Genomic DNA, 21884 nt, shown 5'->3' with positions numbered 1-21884 from the left:
TGGAGTGTTGTTCCAGCATGGAGCGACGTTCCATTATGGAGCGACGTTCCAATGCTGGAATGGCATACCAGGGAGGTTGGCCGGGTTGGCGCCGGGCGGCCTCGACTCCGAAGGAGTAGTCACGATGCGCACTCCCGTCACGATCATCGGCGCCGGACTCAGCGGGCTCACGCTCGCCCGCGTCCTGCGTGTCCACGGCATCCCGGCCACCGTCTACGAGGCGGAGGCCTCCCCGATGGCGCGTTCGCAGGGCGGGATGCTCGACATCCACGACTACAACGGTCAACTGGCCGTGCGGGCGGCCGACCTGATGGACGAGTTCCGCGGCCTGGTCCTGGAGGGCCGCCAGGCGCTCCGGGCCCTGGACCGGGAAGGGACCGTGCTGTTCGAGCAGGCCGACGACGGCACGGGGGGACGCCCCGAGGTGCAACGCGGCGAGTTGCGGCAGATGCTGCTCGATTCGCTCCCGGCCGGCACCGTCCAGTGGGGCCACAAGGTCAGCGGGACGCGTGCCCTCGGTGAGGGCCGCCACGAGGTGACGTTCACCGACGGCGGCACCGTCGTCACGAGCCTGCTGGTCGGCGCGGACGGCACGTGGTCACGGGTCCGGCCGCTGCTGTCCAGCGCCATGCCCGAGTACACCGGCCTGTCGTTCGTCGAGACGTATCTGTACGACGCCGACACCCGGCACCCCGCCGCCGCCAAAGCGGTCGGCGGCGGGTCGATGATGGCGCACGCGCCGGGCAGGGCGATCCACGCGCACCGGGAAAGCGGCGACACCCTGCACACCTACGTATTGCTCCCCAGGTCCCAGGACTGGTTCGCCGCGATCGACTTCACCGATGCCGCCGCGGCCACCGCCCGTATAGTGCGGGAATTCGACGGCTGGGCACCGGAGCTCACCGCGCTGATCACCGACGGCGACACCCCGCCGGTCCTGCGCCCCCACTACGCCCTGCCGATCGAGCACCGGTGGGATCGGGTGCCGGGGGTGACCCTGGTCGGCGACGCCGCCCACCTCACGGCCCCGAACGGCGAAGGCGCCAACCTGGCCATGCTCGACGGCGCCGAACTCGGCAAGGCCCTCGCCGCGCACCCCGACGACGTCGAGACCGCGCTCGCCGAATACGAGCGGACCATGTTCCCCCGCAGCGCCGAGGTCGCCGCCGAAGGTGTCGGCAGCGACGAGCTCATGTTCGGCGACGACGCGCCCCATGGCCTGGTCAGGGCGTTCAGCGAGTCCATCGGAAAGGATCGCGCCCGATGACCCCGTGACCGCCGTAAGTTGAGTGAGTGACGACTACCGCGTCGCAAGAGGCATTCCTGCGGGCGTTCCACGCTGAGCACCCAGCGGTGACCGCGGAAGCCTTCGGCCGCGGTCGCGCTCCGGACGGCCGGTCCAGCTATGAGCTGCTGTGCGACCGGGTGGCCGGAAGCAGGCGCGTCCTGGACCTCGGTTGCGGCGATGGCCACCCGCTCGTGATCGGCGACCCGGTGGTCGCCTCGAACGCCGATGGCCGACTGGAGGTCTTCGCCCTCTTCGGCGACGGCACCATCAGGTGCGCCTGGCAGAATGTCGCCGGCAACGACAACGACTGGTCGGCTTGGCACTCGCTCGGCGTACCCGAAAGCTCGCAGAGTGGGTGAGGGCTCGATACCCACAGCCCTGCGCTGAGGGGCCGCAGCGGAGAGCGCGAAGAGTGTGTTGCCCGCGCGTCAGCGCATGACGCGCGGGCAAGCCCATATGGCGATTACTCCCCTACTTCCCCACTCCCCTACTCTCCTACTTCCTCTCGGGCCTACTCTCTTACTTCCCCTCGGGCTCGAAATCCTCCACGAAGTAGCTGTCGTGCCGGATACGAAAGCGCTTGAGTTCCTCGCCACCGCGCTGCGACATCTCCGCGACCCGCTCGAAGTACTCCTCGCGCGGGGCGCCCGGGGAGAAGAGCAGAAGCATGGACATGGGCTCGTCGGTCACGTTCTTGAAGGCGTGCAGACCGCCGACCGGTACATACAGGAAATCGCCCTCGCGGCCCGTGACCCACCTCTCGCCGTTGTAGAGCTCAAGCTCGCCGGAGAGAATATAGAAGGACTCCGACATCGCCTTGTGGAAGTGGGCCTTCGCTCCGGCGGCCCGTGCGCCCAACTCAAGCTTGTACAGGCCGAATTCACCACCGGTCGACTCATTGGTGGCGAGGTAGTGCGTAGAGCTGCCACCGGGTGAGGAGATGTCGGGCGGGGTATTGGCCGGACGAAAGGCCGCGTTCACCTCGCCCTTGTCACCGTGGTAGCGGGGCTCCGGGTATTCGAGGAATTCCGGGTACGACATGATGCGCTCCTCTTCGCAGGTCTCCACCAGCATGGTGGCTCCCGCCTCGGGAACGCGGCATCGGGCCCGCGAAGGATCTCGGGTCGGCCCGAGCGGAGGACCTCCCCGGATGGGGTGGCGTGCCGCCCCATGGTCGATGACGACGGGGGGAGCTCGCCTGGTGCGGGCAGGGCAGTTGCTCGCCGATTCCTGGCGGCGGCTCTGGTTCGACGACGGTACGGAGGAGATCGCCGACCGGCTGGCCGAGGCGGGACGTCTGTACGACTCGGTCGCGGGCCGGGCGGCGCCCGGCGGCGCGGCGCCCGCCGATGCCGAGATCGCCGATGCCGAGGTCGCGGCCACGATCGCCATCGGACGTTCCACCATCGCCGCGTACGAGGAAGCGTTGCGAAGGGATCCGTGGGACGGCACCGCGCATGAGCGCCTTGAGCAGCTCGAGGTGACACCCGACGAGCCGCCGCCCGCCGGGGCGGGCGATCCGATCAGCCGACGCCCCTATGGCTTCGCCGTCCTGCACGAACAGGGCCGTATCTCCCATTCCGACTGGTTCGAGGAGCGACGGCTGTTCGGGACCCTCTCCGCTGCCCGCGCGGACGCCGACGCGTGCCTGCAGGACACCGGGGACCTGGAACGAGAGTTCCTCGACGGCATGATGAAACTGGACCTGGAGATACATCGGCCCGGACGACCGGACCTGCTTCTACGGGTCCAGGGAGCCCAGCGCGGTGAGTCGCTGAGCCCTGCCACCACCATCGGCATCAGCGGCGGGTTTCGATCTTCAGGTCGCCTTGGGTCACATTGCGGATGTGGTCACTGGCGAGCAGGCCGTGCGGGGCGCCGAGTTCGATCGCGCTGGCCTCGTCCAGGCGGGCCAGTTGGGAGGCGGTGAAGTCGACCTCCAGGGCACCCAGATTGCTCTCCAGCTGCTCGGGGGTGCGTGCGCCGATGATCGGCGCTGTCACGCTCGGGTTCCGCAGGGTCCAGGCCAGTCCGACCTGGGCGGGTGTGTGGCCCAGTTCCGTGGCGACCTCCTTCAGGACATCAGCGATGGCGAGGTTGCGTTCGGTGAGCGTGCCCAAGGCGAAGTTGAAGCTCTTGCGGGTGCCGTCACCGGACGCGACGTTCGTCGCGGTCAGGTCGTCGCGGCTGTACTTGCCGGTGAGCACCCCGCCGGCCAGCGGTGAATACGGGACCACACCCAGCCCCATCTCGCGCGCCATGGGGATCAGGTCACGTTCCCCGGTGCGCTCGATCAGGTTGTATTCGATCTGCAGCGCGACCAGCGGTGACCAGCCGCGCAAGTCGGCGATCGCCTGCATGCGCGACACCTGCCAGGCCGGGGCGTTGGAGATCGCCACGTACAGGACCTTGCCCTGCCGGACCAGATCGTCCATGCCGCGCAGGATCTCCTCAACCGGCGTCGTGAAATCCCACACGTGCAGATAGAGCAGATCGATATAGTCCGTATTCAGCTGTCGCAGGCTGGCTTCCACCGACGCGAACAGGCTCTTGCGATGCGGGCCCCCGGAATTCGGATCGCCGGGACGGCGCAGCGTCGTGTATTTCGTGGCCAGCACCAGGCTTTCGCGGTTGTCGCGGGTGAATTCGCCCAGCAGGCGCTCGGAGCTGCCATTGGTGTAGGTGTTGGCGGTGTCGATGAAGTTGCCACCGCGCTCGACGTAGAGGTCGAACAGCTTGCGCGCCTCGTCCTGCTCGGCGCCCCAGCCCCACTCGGTGCCGAAGGTCGCCGCGCCCAGCGCCAGCGGTGAGACCCGTAGTCCGGAGCGGCCCAGCAGCCGATAGGTGTCGAGGGTGAGCGACATCGTGTCCTCCTGTGCTTGTGATCCGCTGTCGAAAACAAGCCTGTGGCCGCCGCGAGCCGGGGATAAGGGAAGGAAGTTCCTGGGAATGCCAGTCCTACCCTGATCGTTGGATCGACCATGACGACCCGCACCGTGGACGCGACACAGGAGTTGGCCGCGTTCCTACGGACCCGGCGCGAACGCCTGAACCCGGACGATTTCGGCCTGCCGTCGCGTCGGCGGTCCCGGCGGACCCCGGGACTGCGCCGCGAAGAGGTCGCCGAACTGGCCGGGGTCAGCATCGACTACGTCGTGCGGCTGGAACAGGGCCGCGGGCTGCGGCCCTCAGCGGACGTGGTGGAGGCGCTGTCCCGGGCGCTACGCCTGGGCCCCGACGAACGCGTCTACCTCTTCGATCTGGCCCAGCAGCGCCGCCCCCGCGACGCCGACAAGCCCGCCACCACCGCGGTGCCGCCGCTGGCCCGGCTGGTCGCCGACCTGTCGCCGCTGCCGGTCATGCTGCTGAACCACCGCTACGACATCCTGGCCTGGAACGGCGAAATGGCGAAGCTGCTCCTGGATTTCGACACCCTGCCGCCGGCGCAGCGCAATGCGATGTGGCTGTGCCTGATGCATCCGCGGATACGCGAGTTCTATGTCGACCGCGAACGCGTCGTGCGGGAGGGAATCGCCCACCTGCGTGCCGCCTGGGCCGCGTATCCGGAGGACAAGGCGCTGACCGACCTCATCGCCGAATTCACCACTCATGATGAGGAATTCGCGCGCTTGTGGGCCGAGCGAGACGTCAAGGTCAACGGCCGCGGGCACAAGGTGATACGGCATCCTGACGCCGGTGTGCTCACACTGCATTTCGAAGTGCTGATGCCACTTCAAGATCCGGACCAGCGGTTGCTGCTCTACCGCGCCGCGGATGAGGAGAGCCAGTCGGCATTGGACCGGTTGTGCGGACGGTGATGTCGAAGCCGCACGGTGACAGGGGACACGGCTACCGCCGCCCGCGGCAATGGGATCAGACAGTGAGGACGAGCTTGCCCTGGAGGTGACCGCCGTCGAGCAGTCGGTGCGCGTCGGCGACGCGCTCGAACGGGAACGTCTCCTGCACGTGGACCCGGAGCCTGCCCTGTTCGACGAGTTCGACGAGACCTCGCAGGGCGACCGGATCGGGGTCGACCGCGATGCCGCTGAAGCGCATGCCGGCCGCCTCGTACTTGGCGGCGAGCCCCGAATCCTCCTCGGCGACCGCCGTCACCAGGTGACCGCCCGGGCGGAGCACTTCGAGCGACCGCTCGGCGGTGTCGCCGCCGATCGTGTCGAGCACGACGTCGATGTCGCGGACCGCCTCGGTGAAGTCGACGGCCGTGTAGTCGATCACCTCGTCGGCGCCGAACCCCTCGACGAACGTCCGCTTGCTCCCGGCGGCGGTCGCGATCACGTGCGCGCCGAGCGCTTTCGCGATCTGGATCGCGACGTGGCCGACCCCGCCACCACCGCCGTGGACCAGGACGCGGTCGCCCTCGGTCACGCCGCCGAGATCGACGAGGCCCTGCCACGCCGTCAGCCCGACGACCGGCAGCGCCGACGCCTCGACGTGCGAGAGCGACGCCGGCTTGGGTGCCAGGTGCAACGCCGGCGCCGACACGACCTCGGCGTACGCGCTCCCCGCCCGCGGGAACAGCGGCATCCCGAACACCTCGTCGCCAGGCCTGAACCGATACGTCAGCGACCCCTCCTCGACCACACCGCTGATGTCCCAGCCGAGGATGAACGGCGGCGGGCCGAGCAGCGGGGGGAAATCGCCGGCGCGCAGGCGCGCCTCCAGCGGGTTCAGCCCGATCGCCTTGACGCGGACGAGAACCTCGGTCGGGAGGGGCTGGGGCTCGGGCGCGTCCACGATGGTGAGCACCTCGGGACCGCCGAGCGTCTGCTGGGTGATGACTCGCATGACTCTCCTGGCTTTGGGGGAAGGGGAGAACCCACGCTAGGTTTCCGATAGGAACCGGCAGGTACCTCTGGCGCGGGTACCTTTGGCGCCATGAGCGGTTTCGGTCCCGGTGATTCCTTCCTCGCCGACTGTCCGGGGCGTCTGGCGATCGAGCTGATCGCCGACAAGTGGACGGCGGTCGTGCTCTACGGCCTCAGCGAGGGCCCGGTGCGCCATGGCGAGCTGATCGAGCTGATCGGCGGCATCTCCCGCAAGATGCTCACCCAGACGCTCCGACGGCTCGAGGCGCACGGGCTCATCCGCCGCCACGCCTACGCCGAGGTGCCGCCCCGCGTCGAGTACGAGCTCACCCCGCTCGGGGCGACGCTGATCGAGCCGATCCACATGCTGACCGAGTGGGCGAGGGCGAACGGCGACGCGGTGCTCGACGCGCTCGACGCCGGTCCCGAGCCGGTCGCCCATGGCGACTGACGACGTCGCGGCCTCCCGGTCGACCAGGAGGTCCGCCGCGAGCGTCATGCGCCGGTGGGTGAGGTAGGTCAGCGGGGGTTCGCCGACCAGGTCGGCGAACCGCTTGGCCGGCGTCGAACGCGACACCCCGGTGCGCCCGGCGAGCGCGGCGACCGTCCATGGTGCCGCCGGTTCGGCGGGCAGCAGCCGCAGCGCGTGGCCGACCACCGGGTCCCGCCGGGCGGCCCACCAGGCCGGGGGCTCACCACCGGGTCGGTCGAACCACTCGCGCAGCGTGCGGACCAGCAGCCAGTCCAGCAGCCGGTCGAGGACGACCTGCCGGCCCGGCGTGTCGACGGCGACCTCGGCGGCGAGGTGGTCCAGCACGGGGCCGGACATGCCACCGGCGTCCCCGCCGTCGTCACGCCGGCGCCTGGTCCCGCCCTGCTCGGGCGTGGCGCGGTGCTCGCCGCAGGCGATCGGTTCGGCCCGGGTGCCGACCTCGTCGACGAAGGTGAACGTCCCAGGGCCGCGTACGACGATCGTCCCGCACCCCGCGGATCAGGTCACTGAACGCGTCCACCTCGGTGAGGTTGGACGAATACACAGGTGATCCGGCTCTTCACCCATGGGTTCGTCCGAATCGGCCGTGTTCAATCGGCGTCATGAGCAACGACACCACTCTCGTCCTCGGCGCGACCGGCAAGACCGGCCGACGGGTCGCCGCCCGGTTGCGGCTGGGCGGCACGCCGGTGCGTGCCGTCTCCCGGTCGAGCCGGATCCGGTTCGACTGGTCCGACCCCGGCAGCTGGGACGCGGCCCTGCGGGACATCGCCGTCGTCTACGTGGTGCCCCCGCGCGTACCGGGCCCGGTGCACGCGTTCGTGGCCCGGGCCGAGGCCGCCGGGGTGCGGCGGCTGGTCCTGCTCTCCGGGCGCGGCGCCGACTCCTGGGGCGACTCCGCGTTCGGACTGGACATGCGCTCGGCCGAGGATGCCGTGCGCGGTTCGGCGCTGGAGTGGACCGTCCTGCGGTCGTCGAACTTCGCCCAGAACTTCGACGAGGACGTCTTCCACGCCCCGCTGGTCGCCGGGGAGCTGGCGCTCCCGGCCGGCGCGGTACCCGAGCCGTTCATCGACGTCGAGGACGTCGCCGACGCCGCGGCCGCGGTGCTGACCGAGCCCGGTCGGCACGCCGGACGGGTCTACGAGCTGACCGGACCGCGTGCGCTCACCTTCGGCTCGGCCGTCGAGCTGATCTCCCGGGCGTCCGGGCGGCCCCTCACCTACCGGCAGGTCTCCCCCGCCGAGTACGCCGCGACGCTGGTCGAGGAGGGCTTGAGCGAGGACGACGCCCACCACGTGGCCGAGATGTTCGTACTGATGGAACGCGGGCTGCTCGCCGGGACGACTGACGACCTCGCCACCGTGCTGGGACGGGCGCCCCGGTCCTTCGAGGACTACGCCGTACGGGCCGCGGCGGCGGGAGCCTGGGGCGCCCCGACAGCGGTTGACCGAGCCGCTTGACCATCGTCCTCGGAACACCCGTTCCGCCATTCCCCCTCACCTATCCGAAAGGCCGTGATGAGCACCGACGCCAGTTCGCTGACCGCCCAGGACCTCGACTTCCTCCGCCGCCCCCTGCACGGGTTCCTGTCCGTGGCCGAGGGGCCGATCCCGCCACAGCCCCGGCCGGTGTGGTTCGAGGCCACTGCCGAGGGCACGATCCAGCTGTTCACGGCCCCGGACTCGCTCAAGGTGCGGCGCCTGCGCCGCGACCCCCGCGCCTCGATCGTCGTCGCCGCCCCCGTGGGTGAACGCGAGCGCTGGCTGTCGGTCGCCGGCCGCACCACGGTGGAGTCCGACGGAGCACACGAGCTGTGCGCCCGTCTGGCCGCTCGCTACTGGGACCTCGACGATCCGGCCCGTGCCGATGACCTCGCCGAGATCCTGGCCACGGAGCAGACCCGGCTCGTCATCCACCCGGAGACCGTGAGTCGCTTCACGTATTGACCTCCGCGACGGCCGGTCAGGGCACCACGCCATGTCAGGCCTCATGTCAGGGGCGTGACAGGCGGGTGTCAGGCCTGGCCGAGACCGTATGGGGCATGAAGAGTTCGGCGATCGCGGTTTCCGGGCTGCGCAAGGCATATGGCGACAAAGTCGTGCTCGACGGCATCGACTTCGAGGTCGCCGCGGGATCGGTTTTTTCCATGCGTGAACCGACCGGCCGCCGGAGGCCGCGGTCAGCCGGGTACGTCCATGCGCTGTGTGCCGATCACCGACAGCAGCCGCAGAGCCTCCTCCGCCGGGGAGCCGGGATCGGCCGTGTAGATCACGACTCGCTGGTCCCGGTCAGCGATGTCCAGGACATCGCAGTTGAGCGTGAGGGGACCGATCAGGGGGTGCCGAAAGGTCTTGTGCGGGGCGGGTTCGACCGACATCTCGTAGGCGGCCCACAGCCGGGCGAACTCCGCGCTGCCGGTGAGCAGGTCATCCACCAGCGTGGCCACTTCGGGGTCGTCGGGGTAGCGAGCGGCGGCGGCCCGCAGGTGCCGGGCCGCATTGCGGCCGAAAATCTCCATACCGGACCGGCTGTACCACTGCCGCTCCCCCACGCGCGCATCGAGGAAGGTACGGCGCAAGAAGTTGCGCTCGTGCCGGGGCAGGGCGGAGAAGTCCTCCAGGAGGGCGGCCGCCAGGTCGTTGTGGGCGATCACCTCATAGGCCGCGGACAGGACGAGTGCCGCGGCGTACGGCAGCCGCCGCAGCAGGTCCAGGATGCTCGGGCGCACCTCGCGGGAGGGTCCCGACGGCGGGGCGGGCGGGGCACCGGCGAGGTAGTGCAGGTGGGTGCGCTCGGCGTCCGACAGGCGCAGGGCACGGGTCAGACCGGCCAGCACCTCGCGCGAGGGGCGCGGGCCACGGGCCTGCTCCAGCCGCGTGTAGTACTCGGTCGAGATGTACGCCAGCTGCGCCACCTCCTCGCGTCGCAGCCCCGGGGTACGGCGCCTCGGCCCGGCGGGCAGCCCCACATCGGCAGGGGTGATCCGCTCGCGCCTGCTGCGCAGGAAACCGGCCAGCTCACGTCTGTCCATGTCCCCGAGTGTGCACGGGGCCGACCAAGCCGATCCAGGTACCGCCGGTGCCTGGATGAGGGCGCGCGGCCGGACACAGGCTCGTCGGCATGGACAACACACAGACCACCGACACCCCCACCCCCGCCGCGTCGGGTCTGCTGACCGGCAAGGTCGCCTTCATCAGCGGAGCCGGCCGCGGCATCGGCGCCGCCGCGGCGCGGCTGTTCGCCCGGGAAGGCGCCCGGGTCCTGCTCGCGGCCCGCACGGAGAACCAGCTCGAAGCGGTGGCCGAACAGATCCGGGCGGCGGGCGGCACCGCGGAGTACGCGGTGTGCGACCTGGCGGACGCGACAAGCGTGCGCGCCGCCGTCGACCGCACCGTGGAGGTGTACGGCCGACTCGACGTCGCCTTCAACAACGGGGCGATCGGCACGCAGCAGATCGGCCCGATGGACCAAGTGCGGGAGCCGGACTTCGACCAGCAGTACAGCGTCAACCTCAAGGGCGTCTGGCTGGCCCTGGCCGCCCAGGTCGCCGCGATTCGGGCGACCGCCGGCACGGGCGCCATCGTCAACACCTCGTCCGTCGGCGGCTGGAGGGGCAACCCCGTACTGCCCGCCTACAGCGCGATGAAGCGAGGCGTCCACAGCCTCACCGAGTCGGCCGCCGTCGCCTACGGTCCGGAAGGCATCCGCGTCAACGCCATCGCCCCCGGCACCACGCTGACCGAGATGATGCGCGGCTGGGAAGCGGAATCGCCGGGCGTCATCGACCAGCTCAACGCGCACACCCCGCTGCGCCGCGCGGCCGAGCCCGAGGAGGTCGCCGAGGCCGCCGCCTGGCTGCTGAGCGACCGCGCCTCCTACGTCACCGGAGTGGTCCTCTCCGTCGACGGCGGCATGCGAGTCTCGTAAACCTCGGCCAGCCGCCGACGGGCCAATGTTCCTTCCCCAAGGCTGCTATGCCGTGTCCCACCACTTGAGGAAGCGCTTCTGCGTCCCAGCAGGGCCGCAGGGTGAGCGTGACGCTGCCGGGGCGCTCGCTCCCGATCGGCGGCGGCTTTGACCCTTAATTCCGGACGTGAAAGTCCATGCCCCTGGCTAACCCCCTCGTCTGACCTCTGGGCCGGGCGAGGGGGCTTTTGTCGTGTCAGCTTCCCAGTACGTCGATGAGGTGATCATCCAGATCGGCGACGAAACCCTCGCGCCGCCACGGACGCAGCTCTTTACGCGCCTGACGCAGGCGCAACGCCGGTACCCGCCCGCCGGTGCTAGCTGCCGAATCGACGCAGGCGTGCAGGAGGTCTGCGGCCCTCTCCGACGCATCGAGGCGAATACAGGCCAGGGCCTGATCGGTGGAGACGATGGCCCGCTGCACCCGCTCACGCGGCGTGTCCAGGGCTTCCGCGCCGCTGGCGAAGACGTCGTGAGCGACCGCCGCCTCTCCTACATACAGCTCGCACAGGCCCTCGAAGCCGCGTAGATGATCAGCAGTGAAGCTCGTTGGTGCCGGATCGCCGTCTACGTCGCGGTCGAGGTCGTACCAGGCGAGCGACAGCGCGGTCTGCGCGTGCCGCTCGGCGCCCGACCGGGCAGCGATCTCGGCCTGTAGCGCATGTGCCCGGGCCCGCACGCGGATGCTGTCGCCGGTACGGGCATCGCGCACCGCAGCGTCGACCAGCTCACGGGCCGCTTCGATGCCTGGTACCGAGTAGAGCGTGACCAGGGCATGGCTCATGTGCACGACTGCCCGGCGCCACGGGGCACCGAGTTGTCCTGCCGCGTCGGTGGCGGTCGCGTAGAGCGCGCGGGACGCCTGGTCATCCCGGGTCTCGAACGACAGCCGCCCGGCGAGGGTATACGCCTGCGCCGCGACCGTGCGTAGCTCAGGCTGCAGCGGCTCGGGCACGCCGCCGGCCAGCAGCCGCTGACAGGACTCGATCACCGGGGCGAGCAGTAGTTGCAGCCGGGCGAAAGGCAACGAGCCCACCTGTGCATTGACGTCGCCAACGGCCGCCCGCATCCCGGCGAGTAGCGCATCGTCCACGCGCGCCGGATCGGCGAGCGCGGCCGCCATCGATAGCTGAGTCGTGGGTCCGAGTAGGGCGAGCAGCCCGGCGCCGCCGTCGGTGGCCGTGCGTACGAGCAGGGCGCGCAGCTCACGTAGCTGCGTCTCTGCCGCGCCCAGGTGGGCGAGGGCATCGAGCAGCTGGGCGAAGTCACTTCCGGAACCGAACACGATCTGACCATCGGCGTCGCGGGCGTAGAGGTGCGCGAGCAGCAGCTGGTACCGATCGCTGGGGAGAATGGGGCGTTTCGCGCTCTCCCACCGGGCAACGGACCGTTGCACGCTCGTGGCCGAGGAGTCGAGCGGTTGGCCGAGTCGACGCGCTGTCTCGACGAGCGCCCGCGCCATGTCGGCCAGGGACAAGCCTCGCGCCTTACGGAGGGACTTGAGGGCAGCAGCGCCACGAGATTCGCACGTGCTCATGCCCTCATCATGCCGGTGATCCCCGTCACACGGGCACGATTAGGTGTGGCTTCACCTGCTGCGCTGCATAATCGAGGGTTTGCCAAGTCCCAGAGGCCCCATGAGGGCCTGACAGGGGGAATCCGATGACCATGTCGGAGTGGTCGACCATCCACCGATTCCGAGCGTGAAACGCGGGCATACGGAGCTGTTCGGCGCCCAGCTCGATCACCTTCGTGATTCGGCCGCGCGTGCGGGTGATGGCCTGTCGCGCCTCAGCGGGCTGCTGCTGGACGGTGCCAGGGACGACGATCGTGATCCGTGCTTCCGTGTTCCCGGCCAGCCACAACAGGGACAGGCTGTCGATGCCCTTGGCCCCTCCGATGTAGAAGTGGGCGTCGGAATCCGCGAAGGGGTGGAGGTAGTTGTCGAATAGCTCGGTGTAGCTGGCGAGATCCCGATGTGCTGTCGACCGAGTACCGGTGATGGCCACAGCCCGATTCATGATCCACTCCGTGTCATAGGTTGTCATATCCCGTCGCGACTACTGGTGCGATGACATCGATGCATGGACGCATCCGGTTACCGCGACCTCGCCGATCGACTGAAAGCCTACGGACTGTCGATAGTGGCGAAGGGTGCCCAGCTGTGTGTGGCAAATCCGTTCAGCGCCAATCTGGTGGAGGAGATCGCCGACCAGGGGGGACGCTATGTCACCAACTGGGGGTATGAGCTCGGCGAGCGTGGCGACGAGAGCGGTACTGCTCTTCGTCTCGCCTTTCTTCTCGGCGCGTCTCCGGGAGGCGCGGTATGAGGGCCAGACCCTTTCCGTGGACACCGCCGAACACCGACGACGTTGAGGCGTTACCGGTGGGCAGATGGTGGGACGCCGTCCGCGCAGCCCCGACCATCGGGGAACGCGCGCTCAAGGCTCTCGGCGCTGAGACCGGTGCCGTCATCCAGGACAAGCACGGCCCTCTGTACTGGCTCGTCGCCGTGGGCACCGCTGAGAGGTGGCGCCTGCGGCAAGTCCGCGTCCTCATCGAGCTGGCCGATGAAAGCACCTACCTAGGCGTGCCGCCCGTCTCCTGGACCGAGGGCCCGCGCACCCACTGGCGCGTGCCGCTCTCGGCCGACCACTACCTGACCGACACCTGGAGGCTGCGGGAGGCACTGGCCGAGGCCGACCGCGCCGAGTACGGCCGCGTGCCCGAGGGCCGTCAACTCTGCTACCACTGCAAGCTGCCCACTGACGAGCCCATCCCGGTCGACGTGGAGGATGGCCGCAGCGACGTCGGCATGGTCACCTACGCCTGCCCCCCCCCCGCACGCGCCGCTCTACTCCAAGGGGCGGTCGCGGAGTCTCACCAGCGCGGCGGCGACCGAGCACGAGGGGCAGTGGTCCCGATGACGGCCTACCCACAACCCTCCCTGCTCCCGGGCATACCGCTGCCGGACCCCGAAACCCTGACCGGGCCCCAACTTCACGGCTGGGACTGCGCCCTGTGCGGGCAGCGGCTGCTCGCCGACCAGCTGCTCGGCACGGTCGTGTGGACCTGCGGAGGCGTCACCAAAGAGGCCGTCGAACTGTACGTATGCCGGCCGCTCTGTGCTGGTGCGGCTGAGCAGGGTGGTGGTCATGGGTGAGCGCCTGGACGAGGTCGTCGTCTCCCCGACAGCGCGCCGAGTGGGCCGAGCGGCGTATCCGTGCGGCTGGCTACGTGCCGCTGGTCCCGTACCCGGGCGGCGCACACCTTGCCTGGCGGGCTGAGTGCGCCACCTGCGGCACGGTCCGCTATCCCACGGTGACAGGCGTGCGGCAGGACCGGTGCAAGCACGTCAGGCGCGAGCAGCCACCTCCACCCCGCCGGAAGAGTTCGGGAGGTACCGGATGAGGCACCGTCGACACTCCACCGTCGTGTGGGCAGGGCTGCTCGCCTTCCGCGCCGCCCGGATGGGTCTCCTGCTCTGCGTGATCCCCGCGCTGCTGGTGCTCGCGGTCTGGTTTTGCTTCGTCAGCACCCCCGCCCCATAAACCGGGTGGGTCGCTGGTGCCCCGGGGTCCCCCGCCCCGGGCCGGACTTCGCCGCCAGCGGCCCGCCCTCCAAGACCCCCTACCGGTCGATACAGCCAGACACGGCCACCGGCAAGGCAGGGGCGAAGGGACTCCGGCCCGGACCGCGGGCCGGAGTCCCGTCCAGCAGGGCCAGACCAGGTCATCCAACATAGGAGGCAATGTGACCGTCACCGTGGAACGGCCGCTCGGCACCGCTGCCGACGCCAGGACGCTCCTCAGTGCAGATCTCCTCGACCGGCTCGCCACACGCATCGTGAAGGACCACGACATCGCGCTGCCGCTCGCCGAGCGGATCGCCGCCTGCGCCAACAACACCAGCCAGCCTCTGACGCCCAGCAAGACCATCGACATCGGCTGGCACACCTTCATCCTCCATACCCGCGACTACGCCGACTTCTGCCAGCGCGTTGCGGGACACTTCATCCACCACGTCCCCACAGACCCAGCGGAAGGCAAGCGCGGCACAGCTGCGGCAGCGAGGCAGCGCATCCTCGACGCCATCGCGACCGCCGGGTACGCGGTGGACACCGACCTCTGGCCCGAAGCGGCCGACTGTAGCCAGTGTCACGCGGGTTGCAGCGACAGCCCCAACAGCGGCAAGAAGTGACGTAAGCACGCCGCCAGCCGCCCGGCACTGCCACCGGGCGGCTGGCCTACGGGACCGGAGAGCGCATGGCGGAGACCGCCTGGGACACCTACGCGCAGCAGAAGCCCCAGCGGCGGCCAGTGAACGCCGCCGGGGAGACGACGTGGTTCAACTGGACGCAGTACTCCGACCACGGCCCCGGTGCCGAGATCCTCGGTATGAGCCGCGGCTCGGTGGTCTTGGAGCTCGGCTGCGGAAAGGGCGGCAACCTCGCGCACGTCGCAACACTCGGCGCGCGGGCCGTAGGCGTGGACCTGTCCCTGGCCCAACTCAGGGCCGCCAGCGCCCGATGGGCTGATGCCGTTGGGTTGGAGCTGCACCAGGGGGACGCCCTCGACTTCCTGGCCCGCTCCACGGACGACTTCGACGCGGTGTTCTCCGTCTTCGGCGCGGTGTGGTTCACCGACCCCACCCGCCTGCTGCCGGCGATTCGTGAGCGCCTCCGTCCGGGCGGCGTGCTGGCCTTCTCCCAGCGCCCGCCTGTCGAGGGCTGCTATGGCTGTCAGGCGTCGTACATCACCAGGTCCGAGGACGAGGACCCGCTGGTGGTGAAGCGGTGGGATTACGAACCACCGAGCTGGGCGAAGATTCTGCGCGAGCACGGGTTCGCCAGAGCGACCGCACGGGTGCTGCCTGCGCCAGCTGGCTCTCGGAAGATCGGCACCATGCTCGTCCGCGCCACGGCCTGAGTCTGCCCACGGTCCCATCGGCGCCCCCGTGGCGCGCGGGCGGAACGCTGCTGCTCCGGGCTCCACCGCTGGCCGAGGCAGTCCTGGACGAAGTCGCGCAGCTGCGGGTTCGTACCAATCTTGCTGGGCTTGGGGCGCGGTCGGCGGGCCTCGGCGGCGTGGGGCCGGTACTGGCCATTCGTCGGGGCGGTGCCGTTGCGCCACCGCTTGCCGGTGCGGCGGTTGATGCCGACGATCCGGCATGCCTCCCGGCCGCTCACACCTTGATCCATGAGCCGGAAGTATTCCTCCCGCTCACGGTCCAGCTTCTTGCGTCCCTGCGGTGATCGGATATCGCGGATCCCGACGCTGGATCGGGCGCAGCGCCACCCCTCGGAGTCTCACTTTACGAACTGCGTACCCCTGTCGCACAGGGTTACACCTCGTTGCAGAGCATGATCCTTTGGGGATGTGGCATCTATGTGGCATCCGAGCATGAACGGTCCCTCAACTCAAACGGGTTGAGGGACCGAATCGCACTCTCACCTGCGGTCAATCACTGTGGGCGCAGACGGGTTCGAACCGCCGACATCTGCCTTGTAAGGGCAGCGCTCTACCGCTGAGCTATGCGCCCCAGGGGGCTGTCAGCCTACAGGGTTTCCGGGGTGGTGCCGCAATCGTGTGGATGGGTGCGGAGGGCGCCGCGGAGGGGGTGCACTCGGGTGGGAGAAGTCCGCAGATCGCGAACCGAACCGAGCGCTGTGCTCGTCAGTGTCGGGTGGGAGAATGACATTCGGACCTGGGCGATCCATCGGGAGCGGGAAGTGGCGGCGTCATCTGCAGAGTCTGCGCGTCCAGCGCGCCGTCCGCGCCTTCCGCGCCGTCTGCGCCTTCCGCGTCGCCCGGCCGTCCGTGTTGGCCCGTTCATCCGCCTTGTCCGTCTCGCCCCTCCCGCCCATGGGCGGCGCTCGCGTGGTCCCTCCGTGCTCGGGCTGGTGCTGCTGCCCGTGCCGTTGCTGGTCGCGGTGGGGTCGTTGTCGTTCGCCGGTGGGGGCGGGGGGCGTCGGTGGTTCGGGGGGCGGGGGGAGAGTCAGCGGGCGGAGGCGCAGGCGGCGAAGGATGCCGCGGCGGCGGCGTTCTATGAGCTGGACACCGCGCAGCGGGATCTGCGGATCTCCATAGAGACGATCACCGCCGTGGACGATTCGCCCGCCGCGCGCCGGACGGCGGGCGACTTCTCGGCGCTGGAGCGGCGGATCGACCAGGTCAGCCAGGACTACATCACGGCGGTGGACGCCCACGATCTGGATCGGGACGATCTGGACGCGACGACGGCCTCCCGGGCCCGGACCGATCTGACCAGGGCGAAGGACGCGCTGGAGCGGACGAAGGCGGATCTGGACCGGTTCGCGCAGGGGCTGGGGCCGCTGCTGGAGCAGGCCGAGACGCGGCTGGCGCGGTTGGCGCCGGCCGTGGAGCGGGCGCGGCAGGCGCTGCTCGCGGCGAGTAACGCGCTGGACGCGGTGCGTGCGTCGGGGCTGCGGGCGGACGATCTGGCGGCCCGGCTGGCGGCGCTGTCGCCCGAGCTGACCAAGCTCAACCAGGGGGCCGGGCAGCACGGTGTGCAGGAGACCCTGCGGCGCGCCGATGATGTGCTGCGCGAGGCCGAGGCGGTGCGCGGGGAGGCCGAGCGGCTGCCGGAGCGGGCGGCGGAGATCGACAAGCGGCTGGTGTCACTGCGCACCCGCGCCCAGGCGATCACCACCCGGGCGGCCGGGGTCGAGCCCGTCCTCAGCGAGCTGCGCCGCCGGTACGCGGCGGCCTGCTGGCAGGATCTGCAGCCCGTCCCCGCGCAGGCGGCGCGGGATGTGGCGCAGGCCGAGGAGAAGCTCAAGGAGGCACAGGCGGCGCGCGAGGAGCAGCGCTGGCCGGATGCCACCGCGCTGCTGGCCACCGTACGGGCGCTGCTGAACAGTACGGACGAGGCCGTCTCGGCGGCCGGGGACCGGCTGCGGCGGCTGGACGAGGTGTCGTACGACCAGCAGAAGGAGATCGAGCGCACCCGGTTCGCGATCCGTGACGCGCAGCGGCTGGCCATGGCCGGGCGCAGCACCCCCGATCCGCGCCACGCGCGCCCGCTGGACGACGCCGTGGAGCGCCTGGACCGGGCCATCGCGGGTCTCGAGGGGCGGCATCCGGACTGGTGGCACTTCCTCTCCGAGACCGAGGCCGTACGGCAGACCGCCGGCCGGGTCGTCCAGGAGATCCGGGACGAGCGGGGCGGGGGGCATTGAGCCCTCGCAAAGCCCAGAGCTCAGAAGCCCAGAGCTCAGAAGCACAGTGCCCAGAAGACCAGAGCCCAGAAGACCAGGGCTCATTCGGGGGGCTGACCTGCGGTTCGGTGGTTATGCTCCTGCCATGCCTCGCTACGAGTACCGCTGCCGCGCCTGCGGCACCACCTTCGAGCTGAACCGACCCATGGCCGAGTCCTCCGCTTCCGCGTCCTGCCCGGACGGGCACGACGACACGGTGAAGCTGCTGTCCACCGTGGCCGTCACCGGCGCCGCGTCCTCGTCGTCCTCCGCTTCCCCGGCCCGGCCCCCGTCCAGCGGTGGCGGTGGCGGCTGCTGCGGCGGCGGTTGCTGCGGTTGAGCCTTGGGGGACCGGGGCGGATCCTGGAGATACGTACCCGTGCCGCGCCTCCGGTTGTGCGCGTGTACGTCGTGTACGCGCCGGTGAGGTGCCGGTCCACGGGTACGGCCTCGACCGCGAAGAGCGCACGGCCGAGGCCCGGCGTCGCCAGCAGCAAGGAGGCCGGAGATGGCTACGGGCCGCCCCTCCCCCATCGGTCCTCATCCCGCCGGAGTCGCACGGCACTTCCCGGAGCGGCTCGGCGCGCACACCACGCTCAATGAGCATCTGCCCGTCGATCACCGGCTCAGCAAGGTCTATCGCGTCGGCGCCGGGCTCATGGGACTGGTGCTCGTCGCCTTCGGCATCCTGGGCCTGATCCACCGGGTCGGTTTCTTCGACACCGGCGGGGACACGGTCGCCGGACTGAACACCAACGACACGCTGAGTGTGCTCTCCGTCGCCGTCGGGCTGCTGCTCATCATCGGCATGCTCATCGGCGGCAACTTCGCCTCGACGCTCAATATGGTGCTCGGGCTGCTCTTCCTGCTGAGCGGGTTCGTCAATCTGGCGCTGCTGGAGACCCCGTACAACTTCCTGGCGTTCCGGATGCAGAACGTGCTGTTCAGCTTTGTGGTGGGGTTGCTGCTGATGTGGTTCGGGATGTACGGACGGGTCAGCGGCGGGCTGCCGCATGACAATCCGTACTGGGTGACCCGCCACCCCGAGCAGGCCGAGCGCGAGGCCGCCCACGCGCGTGAGCTGATCGCGGCGCGGGAGCGCGCCGCCGAACGGGGCGGTACGGCCCTCCGGCCCGGCGCCCCGCTCACACCCGAGGCCCCGGGCACCCCGGGCGGGCCCCTTGAACGGTCCGGTCAGCCGCCCGGCAAGTGGGGCAAGCTGGATCAGCCCGGGGGCGGCGAGCCCACCGACCAGCCCAAGGGGCGCTGGGCCCGGGTCCGGCAGCGGATCCGCGACCGGCGGCTCAGCTGACCCGACCGGCGGCTCAGCCGACCCGGCGCGCGAGCGTCAGGCCGTCGGCGACGGTGAGCATGACCGCCTCCATCCGGGCGTCCGCCGCCACATGGTCGTTGAACGCCTGGATCGCGGCGCCCCCGGGCGACGGCGTCGCCTCCATGACCTGCGCGTGGTAGAAGACGTTGTCCGCGACGATCAGACCGCCCGGGTTCATCCGCGGGACCAGCTCCTCCCAGTACGGGATGTAGTTCTGCTTGTCCGCGTCGAGATACGCGAGATCGACATGCGGCTCGGCGGGCATCGCGCGCAGCGTGTCAAGCGCGGGCGCGATCCGCAGGTCGATACGGTCCTCGACACCGGCCTTGGCCCACGCCTTCCGGCCGTACGACGTCCACTCCGCCGACACATCGCAGGCGACCAACCGGCCGTCGGCGGGCAGCGCCTGGGCCATGGCCAGCGCGGAGAAGCCGGTGAAGGTGCCGACCTCCACGATGTGGCGGGCGCCGGTCAGCCGGACCAGGAAGGCCAGCAGCGGGGCCTGCTCCTCGGCGGACTGCATCCCGGCGTGACCGGGGAGATCGCGGTGGGTGACCTCGACGAGCTCGCGCAGGACCGGGTCGAGCGGCGGATTGTGCCGCAGGACGTAGTCGTACAGCTCGGCCGTGATCGGTGTGCTCTTGCTCTCGGCCATCACGGCCTCCCTTTCGGCTCCTCGGCTCCCCGACCGGTTCCGTTCCGGTCCGGTCCGGTCCGTTCCGTTCCAGTCCGGTCCGGTCCAGTCCGGTTCCGATCCAATCAGCTTCAGCTTCAGCTTCCCAGATAGCGCAGTACGGCGAGCACCCGGCGGCTGTACCCCGCGTTCCCCGGCAGTTCGAGCTTCTCGAAGATGGCGTTGATGTGCTTCTCGACCGCGCTGCGGGACACATACAGCCGCTCGGCGATCGCCGCGTTGGTGTGCCCCTGGGCCATCGCGTCGAGCACCTCCCGCTCGCGCGGGGTGAGGCGGCTCAGCGGGTCGGTGCGGGTGGAGCGGGCGAGCAGTCTGCGGACCACCTCCGGGTCGAAGGCGGCGCGGCCCGTGGCGACCCGCTCCAGCGCGTCGAGGAACTCGTCGACCTGCACCACCCGGTCCTTGAGCACATAGCCAACTCCCCCGGACCGCGCCCCGGGAGCCCCGAGCCCGTCGGTCTCGGCCGCCCCCTCCCCCGTCAGCAGCTCCGTCGCGTACCGCTTCTCCACGTACTGCGACAGCACCAGCACGCCCACCCCCGGCCACCGCCGCCGGATCTCCAGCGCCGCCCGCAGCCCCTCGTCCGTATGCGTCGGCGGCATCCGTACGTCCACGACCACCGCGTCCACGTCCGGTGCCGCCTCGACCGCCGCCACCAGCGCGGCGCCGTCCCCCACCGCCGCCACCACCTCGTGCCCCTCCTCGGCGAGCAGCCGCACCAGGCCCTCGCGGAGCAGGGTCGAGTCATCGGCCAGGATCACCCGCACACCACACCGCCCAGGGACGGGGCGGGCAGTTCCGCGGTGACGGTGGTGGGGCCGCCGGGCGGGCTCACCACGCGCAGCCGGCCGTCGAGGGCGGCGACCCGGCGGGCCAGGCCGAGCAGACCGCCGCCCGCCGGGTCGGCGCCGCCGGTGCCGTCGTCGGTGACGCGGACGGTCAGCGTGCCAGGGGCCACGGCCGTCAGCGAGACGTCGATGCGGGCCGCGCCCGAGTGCTTGAGGGCGTTGGTCAGCGCCTCCGCCACCACGAAGTACGCGGCGGTGCGCACCGCCGTGACCGGTTCGGCCGTGAGCCCGTAGTCGAGCCGTACGGGGATGGCCGAGCGCTCGGCGACCGTCTCCAGGGCGATCCGCAGCCCGGCCTCGTCCAGCGCGGTCGGGTAGACCCGCCAGGCCACCTCGCGCAGTTCGTCCAGCGCCTGGCGGCTCTCCTCGTGGGCCTGCGCCAGCAGGGCGCGCGCCTTGACCTGGTCCTGGCTGCGGCGGGCCCGGCCGAGCAGCATGCCGAGTGCCACCAGCCGCTGCTGTACGCCGTCGTGCAGATCGCGCTCGATGCGGCGCCGTTCGTCGTGGACCGCCTCGACGACCCCGGCGCGGCTTGCGGCCAGCTCCTCGATGCGGTGCCGCAGCGCGTCCTGGGTCTCGGGGCCGAGGATGTCGCGCGCCAGCCGCGCCTCGAGGCCGGCCACGCCGAGGGCCCCCTGGACGGCGAGGAACAGCAGGAAGAGGCCGCCGACACCGCTGGTCACGACGCTGACCAGGTCGTGGAAGGCGTAGCCGAGCAGCCAGCCCCAGAGGAGGAAGGTGCCGTAGGCGATGCCGGCAAGCCCGGCCAGCAGCACAAGACCGCCCAGCAGCCCGACCGCGGTGCGCGCCGCGAGGTAGCGCAGCGCCTGGCGGCCGCCGTAGTCGGAGGTGATCTCGATGTCCAGGAACCGGGCCAGTCTGCGGCGCTCCAGCTCGGTCAGCCGCGCCGCGCCCGCCGTGAACGGCCGCAGTACGCACTGCCGCGCGCCCGGCCAGGGCACGGACAGCAGGGTCAGCCCCACCGCCGCCAGGAACGGCAGCGCGACGAGCGCCGTACCGGCCCCCGCCAGCAGCCCGGCGGCGCGCCGGGCAGCGCGCCGCGGCCATCTCCCCGTGGTGGCACTCATGGTGGAAACGCTAGCGGCCGGGACCGGCCGGGACACTGAGGATTTCCGCAGGTTGCCGGTGCGGTGGACGGCCGGGGAACCGGACGGTCGGCCTCATGGCCGCCGGGTGCGGCCGGTTCCTAGCGT

Annotated in this window: 24 protein-coding genes, 1 tRNA gene and 2 pseudogenes; 15 read left to right on the top strand and 12 right to left on the bottom strand. The window is 70.6% G+C overall.

Annotated features, from left to right (window positions below; translation table 11 throughout):
• Positions 1-124 precede the first annotated feature (124 nt).
• Positions 125-1267 (top strand): FAD-dependent oxidoreductase, encoded by a 1143-nt coding sequence (locus ACMTAK_RS34665; protein WP_413809821.1) that lies wholly within the window; start codon positions 125-127, stop codon positions 1265-1267.
• A gap of 26 nt (positions 1268-1293) precedes the next feature.
• Positions 1294-1647 (top strand): hypothetical protein, encoded by a 354-nt coding sequence (locus tag ACMTAK_RS34660; protein WP_413809820.1) that lies wholly within the window; start codon positions 1294-1296, stop codon positions 1645-1647.
• Between the two features lie 160 nt (positions 1648-1807).
• Here ACMTAK_RS34660 and ACMTAK_RS34655 read toward each other — a convergent pair whose 3' ends face one another.
• Together ACMTAK_RS34655 and ACMTAK_RS34650 are read right to left on the bottom strand one after the other, a co-directional pair.
• Entirely contained in the window at positions 1808-2329 is a 522-nt protein-coding gene (locus ACMTAK_RS34655) for a cupin domain-containing protein (protein WP_413813082.1), read from the bottom strand.
• A 758-nt stretch (positions 2330-3087) separates the two neighbouring features.
• A complete protein-coding gene (locus tag ACMTAK_RS34650) occupies positions 3088-4152 on the bottom strand; it encodes an aldo/keto reductase (protein WP_413809819.1) in 1065 nt (354 codons plus the stop codon).
• A 117-nt stretch (positions 4153-4269) separates the two neighbouring features.
• Here ACMTAK_RS34650 and ACMTAK_RS34645 point away from each other — a divergent pair, with 117 nt between their 5' ends.
• Complete coding sequence (locus ACMTAK_RS34645) at positions 4270-5106, top strand: helix-turn-helix transcriptional regulator (protein WP_413809818.1); 837 nt, start codon at positions 4270-4272, stop codon at positions 5104-5106.
• A 55-nt stretch (positions 5107-5161) separates the two neighbouring features.
• Here the strand turns inward: ACMTAK_RS34645 and ACMTAK_RS34640 are convergent, their stop codons facing one another.
• The gene (locus ACMTAK_RS34640; protein ID WP_413809817.1) at positions 5162-6094 is read right to left on the bottom strand and encodes an NADP-dependent oxidoreductase; all 933 of its coding nucleotides are present in this window, start codon (positions 6092-6094) and stop codon (positions 5162-5164) included.
• Positions 6095-6184: 90 nt separating this feature from the next.
• Between ACMTAK_RS34640 and ACMTAK_RS34635 the strand changes: the two genes are divergently transcribed.
• Positions 6185-6565 carry a winged helix-turn-helix transcriptional regulator gene (locus ACMTAK_RS34635; protein ID WP_413809816.1) on the top strand — a complete coding sequence of 127 codons (381 nt, stop codon included), beginning with the start codon at positions 6185-6187 and terminating at the stop codon, positions 6563-6565.
• Positions 6566-6568: 3 nt separating this feature from the next.
• Here the strand turns inward: ACMTAK_RS34635 and ACMTAK_RS34630 are convergent.
• Positions 6569-7090, bottom strand: a pseudogene (locus ACMTAK_RS34630) (cupin domain-containing protein); the annotation flags it as partial.
• Between the two features lie 119 nt (positions 7091-7209).
• Between ACMTAK_RS34630 and ACMTAK_RS34625 the strand changes: the two are divergent.
• Both ACMTAK_RS34625 and ACMTAK_RS34620 read left to right on the top strand, forming a co-directional pair.
• The gene (locus ACMTAK_RS34625; protein WP_413809815.1) at positions 7210-8070 is read left to right on the top strand and encodes an NAD(P)H-binding protein; all 861 of its coding nucleotides are present in this window, start codon (positions 7210-7212) and stop codon (positions 8068-8070) included.
• A 57-nt stretch (positions 8071-8127) separates the two neighbouring features.
• Positions 8128-8556 carry a pyridoxamine 5'-phosphate oxidase family protein gene (locus tag ACMTAK_RS34620; RefSeq protein ID WP_413813081.1) on the top strand — a complete coding sequence of 143 codons (429 nt, stop codon included), beginning with the start codon at positions 8128-8130 and terminating at the stop codon, positions 8554-8556.
• A gap of 233 nt (positions 8557-8789) precedes the next feature.
• On the opposite strand, the gene ACMTAK_RS34615 is transcribed toward ACMTAK_RS34620, so the two are convergent.
• Positions 8790-9641 carry a helix-turn-helix transcriptional regulator gene (locus ACMTAK_RS34615; RefSeq protein WP_413809814.1) on the bottom strand — a complete coding sequence of 284 codons (852 nt, stop codon included), beginning with the start codon at positions 9639-9641 and terminating at the stop codon, positions 8790-8792.
• Between the two features lie 89 nt (positions 9642-9730).
• On the opposite strand from ACMTAK_RS34615, the gene ACMTAK_RS34610 reads away from it, so the two are divergent.
• Positions 9731-10537, top strand: a complete 807-nt coding sequence (locus ACMTAK_RS34610) for an SDR family NAD(P)-dependent oxidoreductase (RefSeq protein WP_413809813.1) — start codon at positions 9731-9733, stop codon at positions 10535-10537.
• Between the two features lie 235 nt (positions 10538-10772).
• On the opposite strand, the gene ACMTAK_RS34605 is transcribed toward ACMTAK_RS34610, so the two are convergent.
• Both ACMTAK_RS34605 and ACMTAK_RS34600 read right to left on the bottom strand, forming a co-directional pair.
• Positions 10773-12113 carry a hypothetical protein gene (locus ACMTAK_RS34605; RefSeq protein ID WP_413809812.1) on the bottom strand — a complete coding sequence of 447 codons (1341 nt, stop codon included), beginning with the start codon at positions 12111-12113 and terminating at the stop codon, positions 10773-10775.
• 25 nt (positions 12114-12138) lie between these two features.
• Positions 12139-12624, bottom strand: coding sequence for a hypothetical protein (locus ACMTAK_RS34600; RefSeq protein ID WP_413809811.1), 486 nt, complete (start codon positions 12622-12624; stop codon positions 12139-12141).
• A gap of 36 nt (positions 12625-12660) precedes the next feature.
• On the opposite strand from ACMTAK_RS34600, the gene ACMTAK_RS34595 reads away from it, so the two are divergent.
• The 5 genes from ACMTAK_RS34595 (at position 12661) to ACMTAK_RS34575 (ending at position 15504) form a co-directional block, all read left to right on the top strand.
• Entirely contained in the window at positions 12661-12906 is a 246-nt protein-coding gene (locus tag ACMTAK_RS34595; protein ID WP_413809810.1) for a hypothetical protein, read from the top strand.
• Complete coding sequence (locus tag ACMTAK_RS34590; RefSeq protein WP_413809809.1) at positions 12903-13739, top strand: hypothetical protein; 837 nt, start codon at positions 12903-12905, stop codon at positions 13737-13739. Before ACMTAK_RS34595 ends, ACMTAK_RS34590 begins: the two co-directional genes overlap by 4 nt.
• A 244-nt stretch (positions 13740-13983) precedes the next feature.
• Complete coding sequence (locus ACMTAK_RS34585) at positions 13984-14127, top strand: hypothetical protein (protein ID WP_413809808.1); 144 nt, start codon at positions 13984-13986, stop codon at positions 14125-14127.
• A gap of 202 nt (positions 14128-14329) precedes the next feature.
• Positions 14330-14776, top strand: a complete 447-nt coding sequence (locus ACMTAK_RS34580; RefSeq protein WP_413809807.1) for a glycine-rich domain-containing protein — start codon at positions 14330-14332, stop codon at positions 14774-14776.
• Positions 14777-14841: 65 nt separating this feature from the next.
• Positions 14842-15504, top strand: coding sequence for a class I SAM-dependent methyltransferase (locus ACMTAK_RS34575; RefSeq protein WP_413809806.1), 663 nt, complete (start codon positions 14842-14844; stop codon positions 15502-15504).
• 50 nt (positions 15505-15554) lie between these two features.
• Here the strand turns inward: ACMTAK_RS34575 and ACMTAK_RS52705 are convergent.
• Positions 15555-15845 (bottom strand): annotated as a pseudogene (locus ACMTAK_RS52705) (helix-turn-helix domain-containing protein); the annotation flags it as partial.
• 200 nt (positions 15846-16045) lie between these two features.
• A tRNA-Val gene (locus ACMTAK_RS34570) sits at positions 16046-16117 on the bottom strand.
• 349 nt (positions 16118-16466) lie between these two features.
• On the opposite strand from ACMTAK_RS34570, the gene ACMTAK_RS34565 reads away from it, so the two are divergent.
• The 3 genes from ACMTAK_RS34565 to ACMTAK_RS34555 all read left to right on the top strand — a co-directional run bounded on the left by ACMTAK_RS34565 (position 16467) and on the right by ACMTAK_RS34555 (position 19107).
• Positions 16467-17777 (top strand): coiled-coil domain-containing protein, encoded by a 1311-nt coding sequence (locus ACMTAK_RS34565; RefSeq protein ID WP_413809805.1) that lies wholly within the window; start codon positions 16467-16469, stop codon positions 17775-17777.
• Positions 17778-17901: 124 nt separating this feature from the next.
• On the top strand, positions 17902-18135 hold the full coding sequence (locus tag ACMTAK_RS34560; RefSeq protein ID WP_413809804.1) for an FmdB family zinc ribbon protein: 234 nt from the start codon (positions 17902-17904) through the stop codon (positions 18133-18135).
• Between the two features lie 168 nt (positions 18136-18303).
• Positions 18304-19107 carry a DUF4383 domain-containing protein gene (locus ACMTAK_RS34555; RefSeq protein ID WP_413809803.1) on the top strand — a complete coding sequence of 268 codons (804 nt, stop codon included), beginning with the start codon at positions 18304-18306 and terminating at the stop codon, positions 19105-19107.
• Positions 19108-19120: 13 nt separating this feature from the next.
• Here ACMTAK_RS34555 and ACMTAK_RS34550 read toward each other — a convergent pair whose 3' ends face one another.
• From ACMTAK_RS34550 to ACMTAK_RS34540, 3 genes are all read right to left on the bottom strand, one after another.
• On the bottom strand, positions 19121-19783 hold the full coding sequence (locus ACMTAK_RS34550; protein ID WP_413809802.1) for an O-methyltransferase: 663 nt from the start codon (positions 19781-19783) through the stop codon (positions 19121-19123).
• A 116-nt stretch (positions 19784-19899) separates the two neighbouring features.
• Positions 19900-20589 carry a response regulator gene (locus ACMTAK_RS34545; RefSeq protein WP_413809801.1) on the bottom strand — a complete coding sequence of 230 codons (690 nt, stop codon included), beginning with the start codon at positions 20587-20589 and terminating at the stop codon, positions 19900-19902.
• Positions 20580-21758 (bottom strand): sensor histidine kinase, encoded by a 1179-nt coding sequence (locus ACMTAK_RS34540; protein WP_413809800.1) that lies wholly within the window; start codon positions 21756-21758, stop codon positions 20580-20582. The genes ACMTAK_RS34545 and ACMTAK_RS34540 overlap by 10 nt, the downstream gene beginning before the upstream one ends.
• Between the last annotated feature and the right edge of the window lie 126 nt (positions 21759-21884).

The organism is Streptomyces lacaronensis (assembly GCF_047337785.1).
GTDB lineage: Bacteria > Actinomycetota > Actinomycetes > Streptomycetales > Streptomycetaceae > Streptomyces > Streptomyces lycopersici.
This window is presented reverse-complemented; position numbering and strand designations above follow the sequence as displayed.

Coding starts and splice junctions, on each gene's coding strand:
- ACMTAK_RS34600 (WP_413809811.1), bottom strand. CDS start 12,624: ATGACAACCTATGACACGGAGTGGATCATGAATCGGGCTGTGGCCATC.
- ACMTAK_RS34650 (WP_413809819.1), bottom strand. CDS start 4,152: ATGTCGCTCACCCTCGACACCTATCGGCTGCTGGGCCGCTCCGGACTA.
- ACMTAK_RS34555 (WP_413809803.1), top strand. CDS start 18,304: ATGGCTACGGGCCGCCCCTCCCCCATCGGTCCTCATCCCGCCGGAGTC.
- ACMTAK_RS34585 (WP_413809808.1), top strand. CDS start 13,984: ATGAGGCACCGTCGACACTCCACCGTCGTGTGGGCAGGGCTGCTCGCC.
- ACMTAK_RS34625 (WP_413809815.1), top strand. CDS start 7,210: ATGAGCAACGACACCACTCTCGTCCTCGGCGCGACCGGCAAGACCGGC.
- ACMTAK_RS34640 (WP_413809817.1), bottom strand. CDS start 6,094: ATGCGAGTCATCACCCAGCAGACGCTCGGCGGTCCCGAGGTGCTCACC.
- ACMTAK_RS34620 (WP_413813081.1), top strand. CDS start 8,128: ATGAGCACCGACGCCAGTTCGCTGACCGCCCAGGACCTCGACTTCCTC.
- ACMTAK_RS34595 (WP_413809810.1), top strand. CDS start 12,661: ATGGACGCATCCGGTTACCGCGACCTCGCCGATCGACTGAAAGCCTAC.
- ACMTAK_RS34635 (WP_413809816.1), top strand. CDS start 6,185: ATGAGCGGTTTCGGTCCCGGTGATTCCTTCCTCGCCGACTGTCCGGGG.
- ACMTAK_RS34590 (WP_413809809.1), top strand. CDS start 12,903: ATGAGGGCCAGACCCTTTCCGTGGACACCGCCGAACACCGACGACGTT.
- ACMTAK_RS34560 (WP_413809804.1), top strand. CDS start 17,902: ATGCCTCGCTACGAGTACCGCTGCCGCGCCTGCGGCACCACCTTCGAG.
- ACMTAK_RS34610 (WP_413809813.1), top strand. CDS start 9,731: ATGGACAACACACAGACCACCGACACCCCCACCCCCGCCGCGTCGGGT.
- ACMTAK_RS34665 (WP_413809821.1), top strand. CDS start 125: ATGCGCACTCCCGTCACGATCATCGGCGCCGGACTCAGCGGGCTCACG.
- ACMTAK_RS34605 (WP_413809812.1), bottom strand. CDS start 12,113: ATGAGCACGTGCGAATCTCGTGGCGCTGCTGCCCTCAAGTCCCTCCGT.
- ACMTAK_RS34615 (WP_413809814.1), bottom strand. CDS start 9,641: ATGGACAGACGTGAGCTGGCCGGTTTCCTGCGCAGCAGGCGCGAGCGG.
- ACMTAK_RS34550 (WP_413809802.1), bottom strand. CDS start 19,783: ATGGCCGAGAGCAAGAGCACACCGATCACGGCCGAGCTGTACGACTAC.
- ACMTAK_RS34575 (WP_413809806.1), top strand. CDS start 14,842: ATGGCGGAGACCGCCTGGGACACCTACGCGCAGCAGAAGCCCCAGCGG.
- ACMTAK_RS34540 (WP_413809800.1), bottom strand. CDS start 21,758: ATGAGTGCCACCACGGGGAGATGGCCGCGGCGCGCTGCCCGGCGCGCC.
- ACMTAK_RS34655 (WP_413813082.1), bottom strand. CDS start 2,329: ATGTCGTACCCGGAATTCCTCGAATACCCGGAGCCCCGCTACCACGGT.
- ACMTAK_RS34645 (WP_413809818.1), top strand. CDS start 4,270: ATGACGACCCGCACCGTGGACGCGACACAGGAGTTGGCCGCGTTCCTA.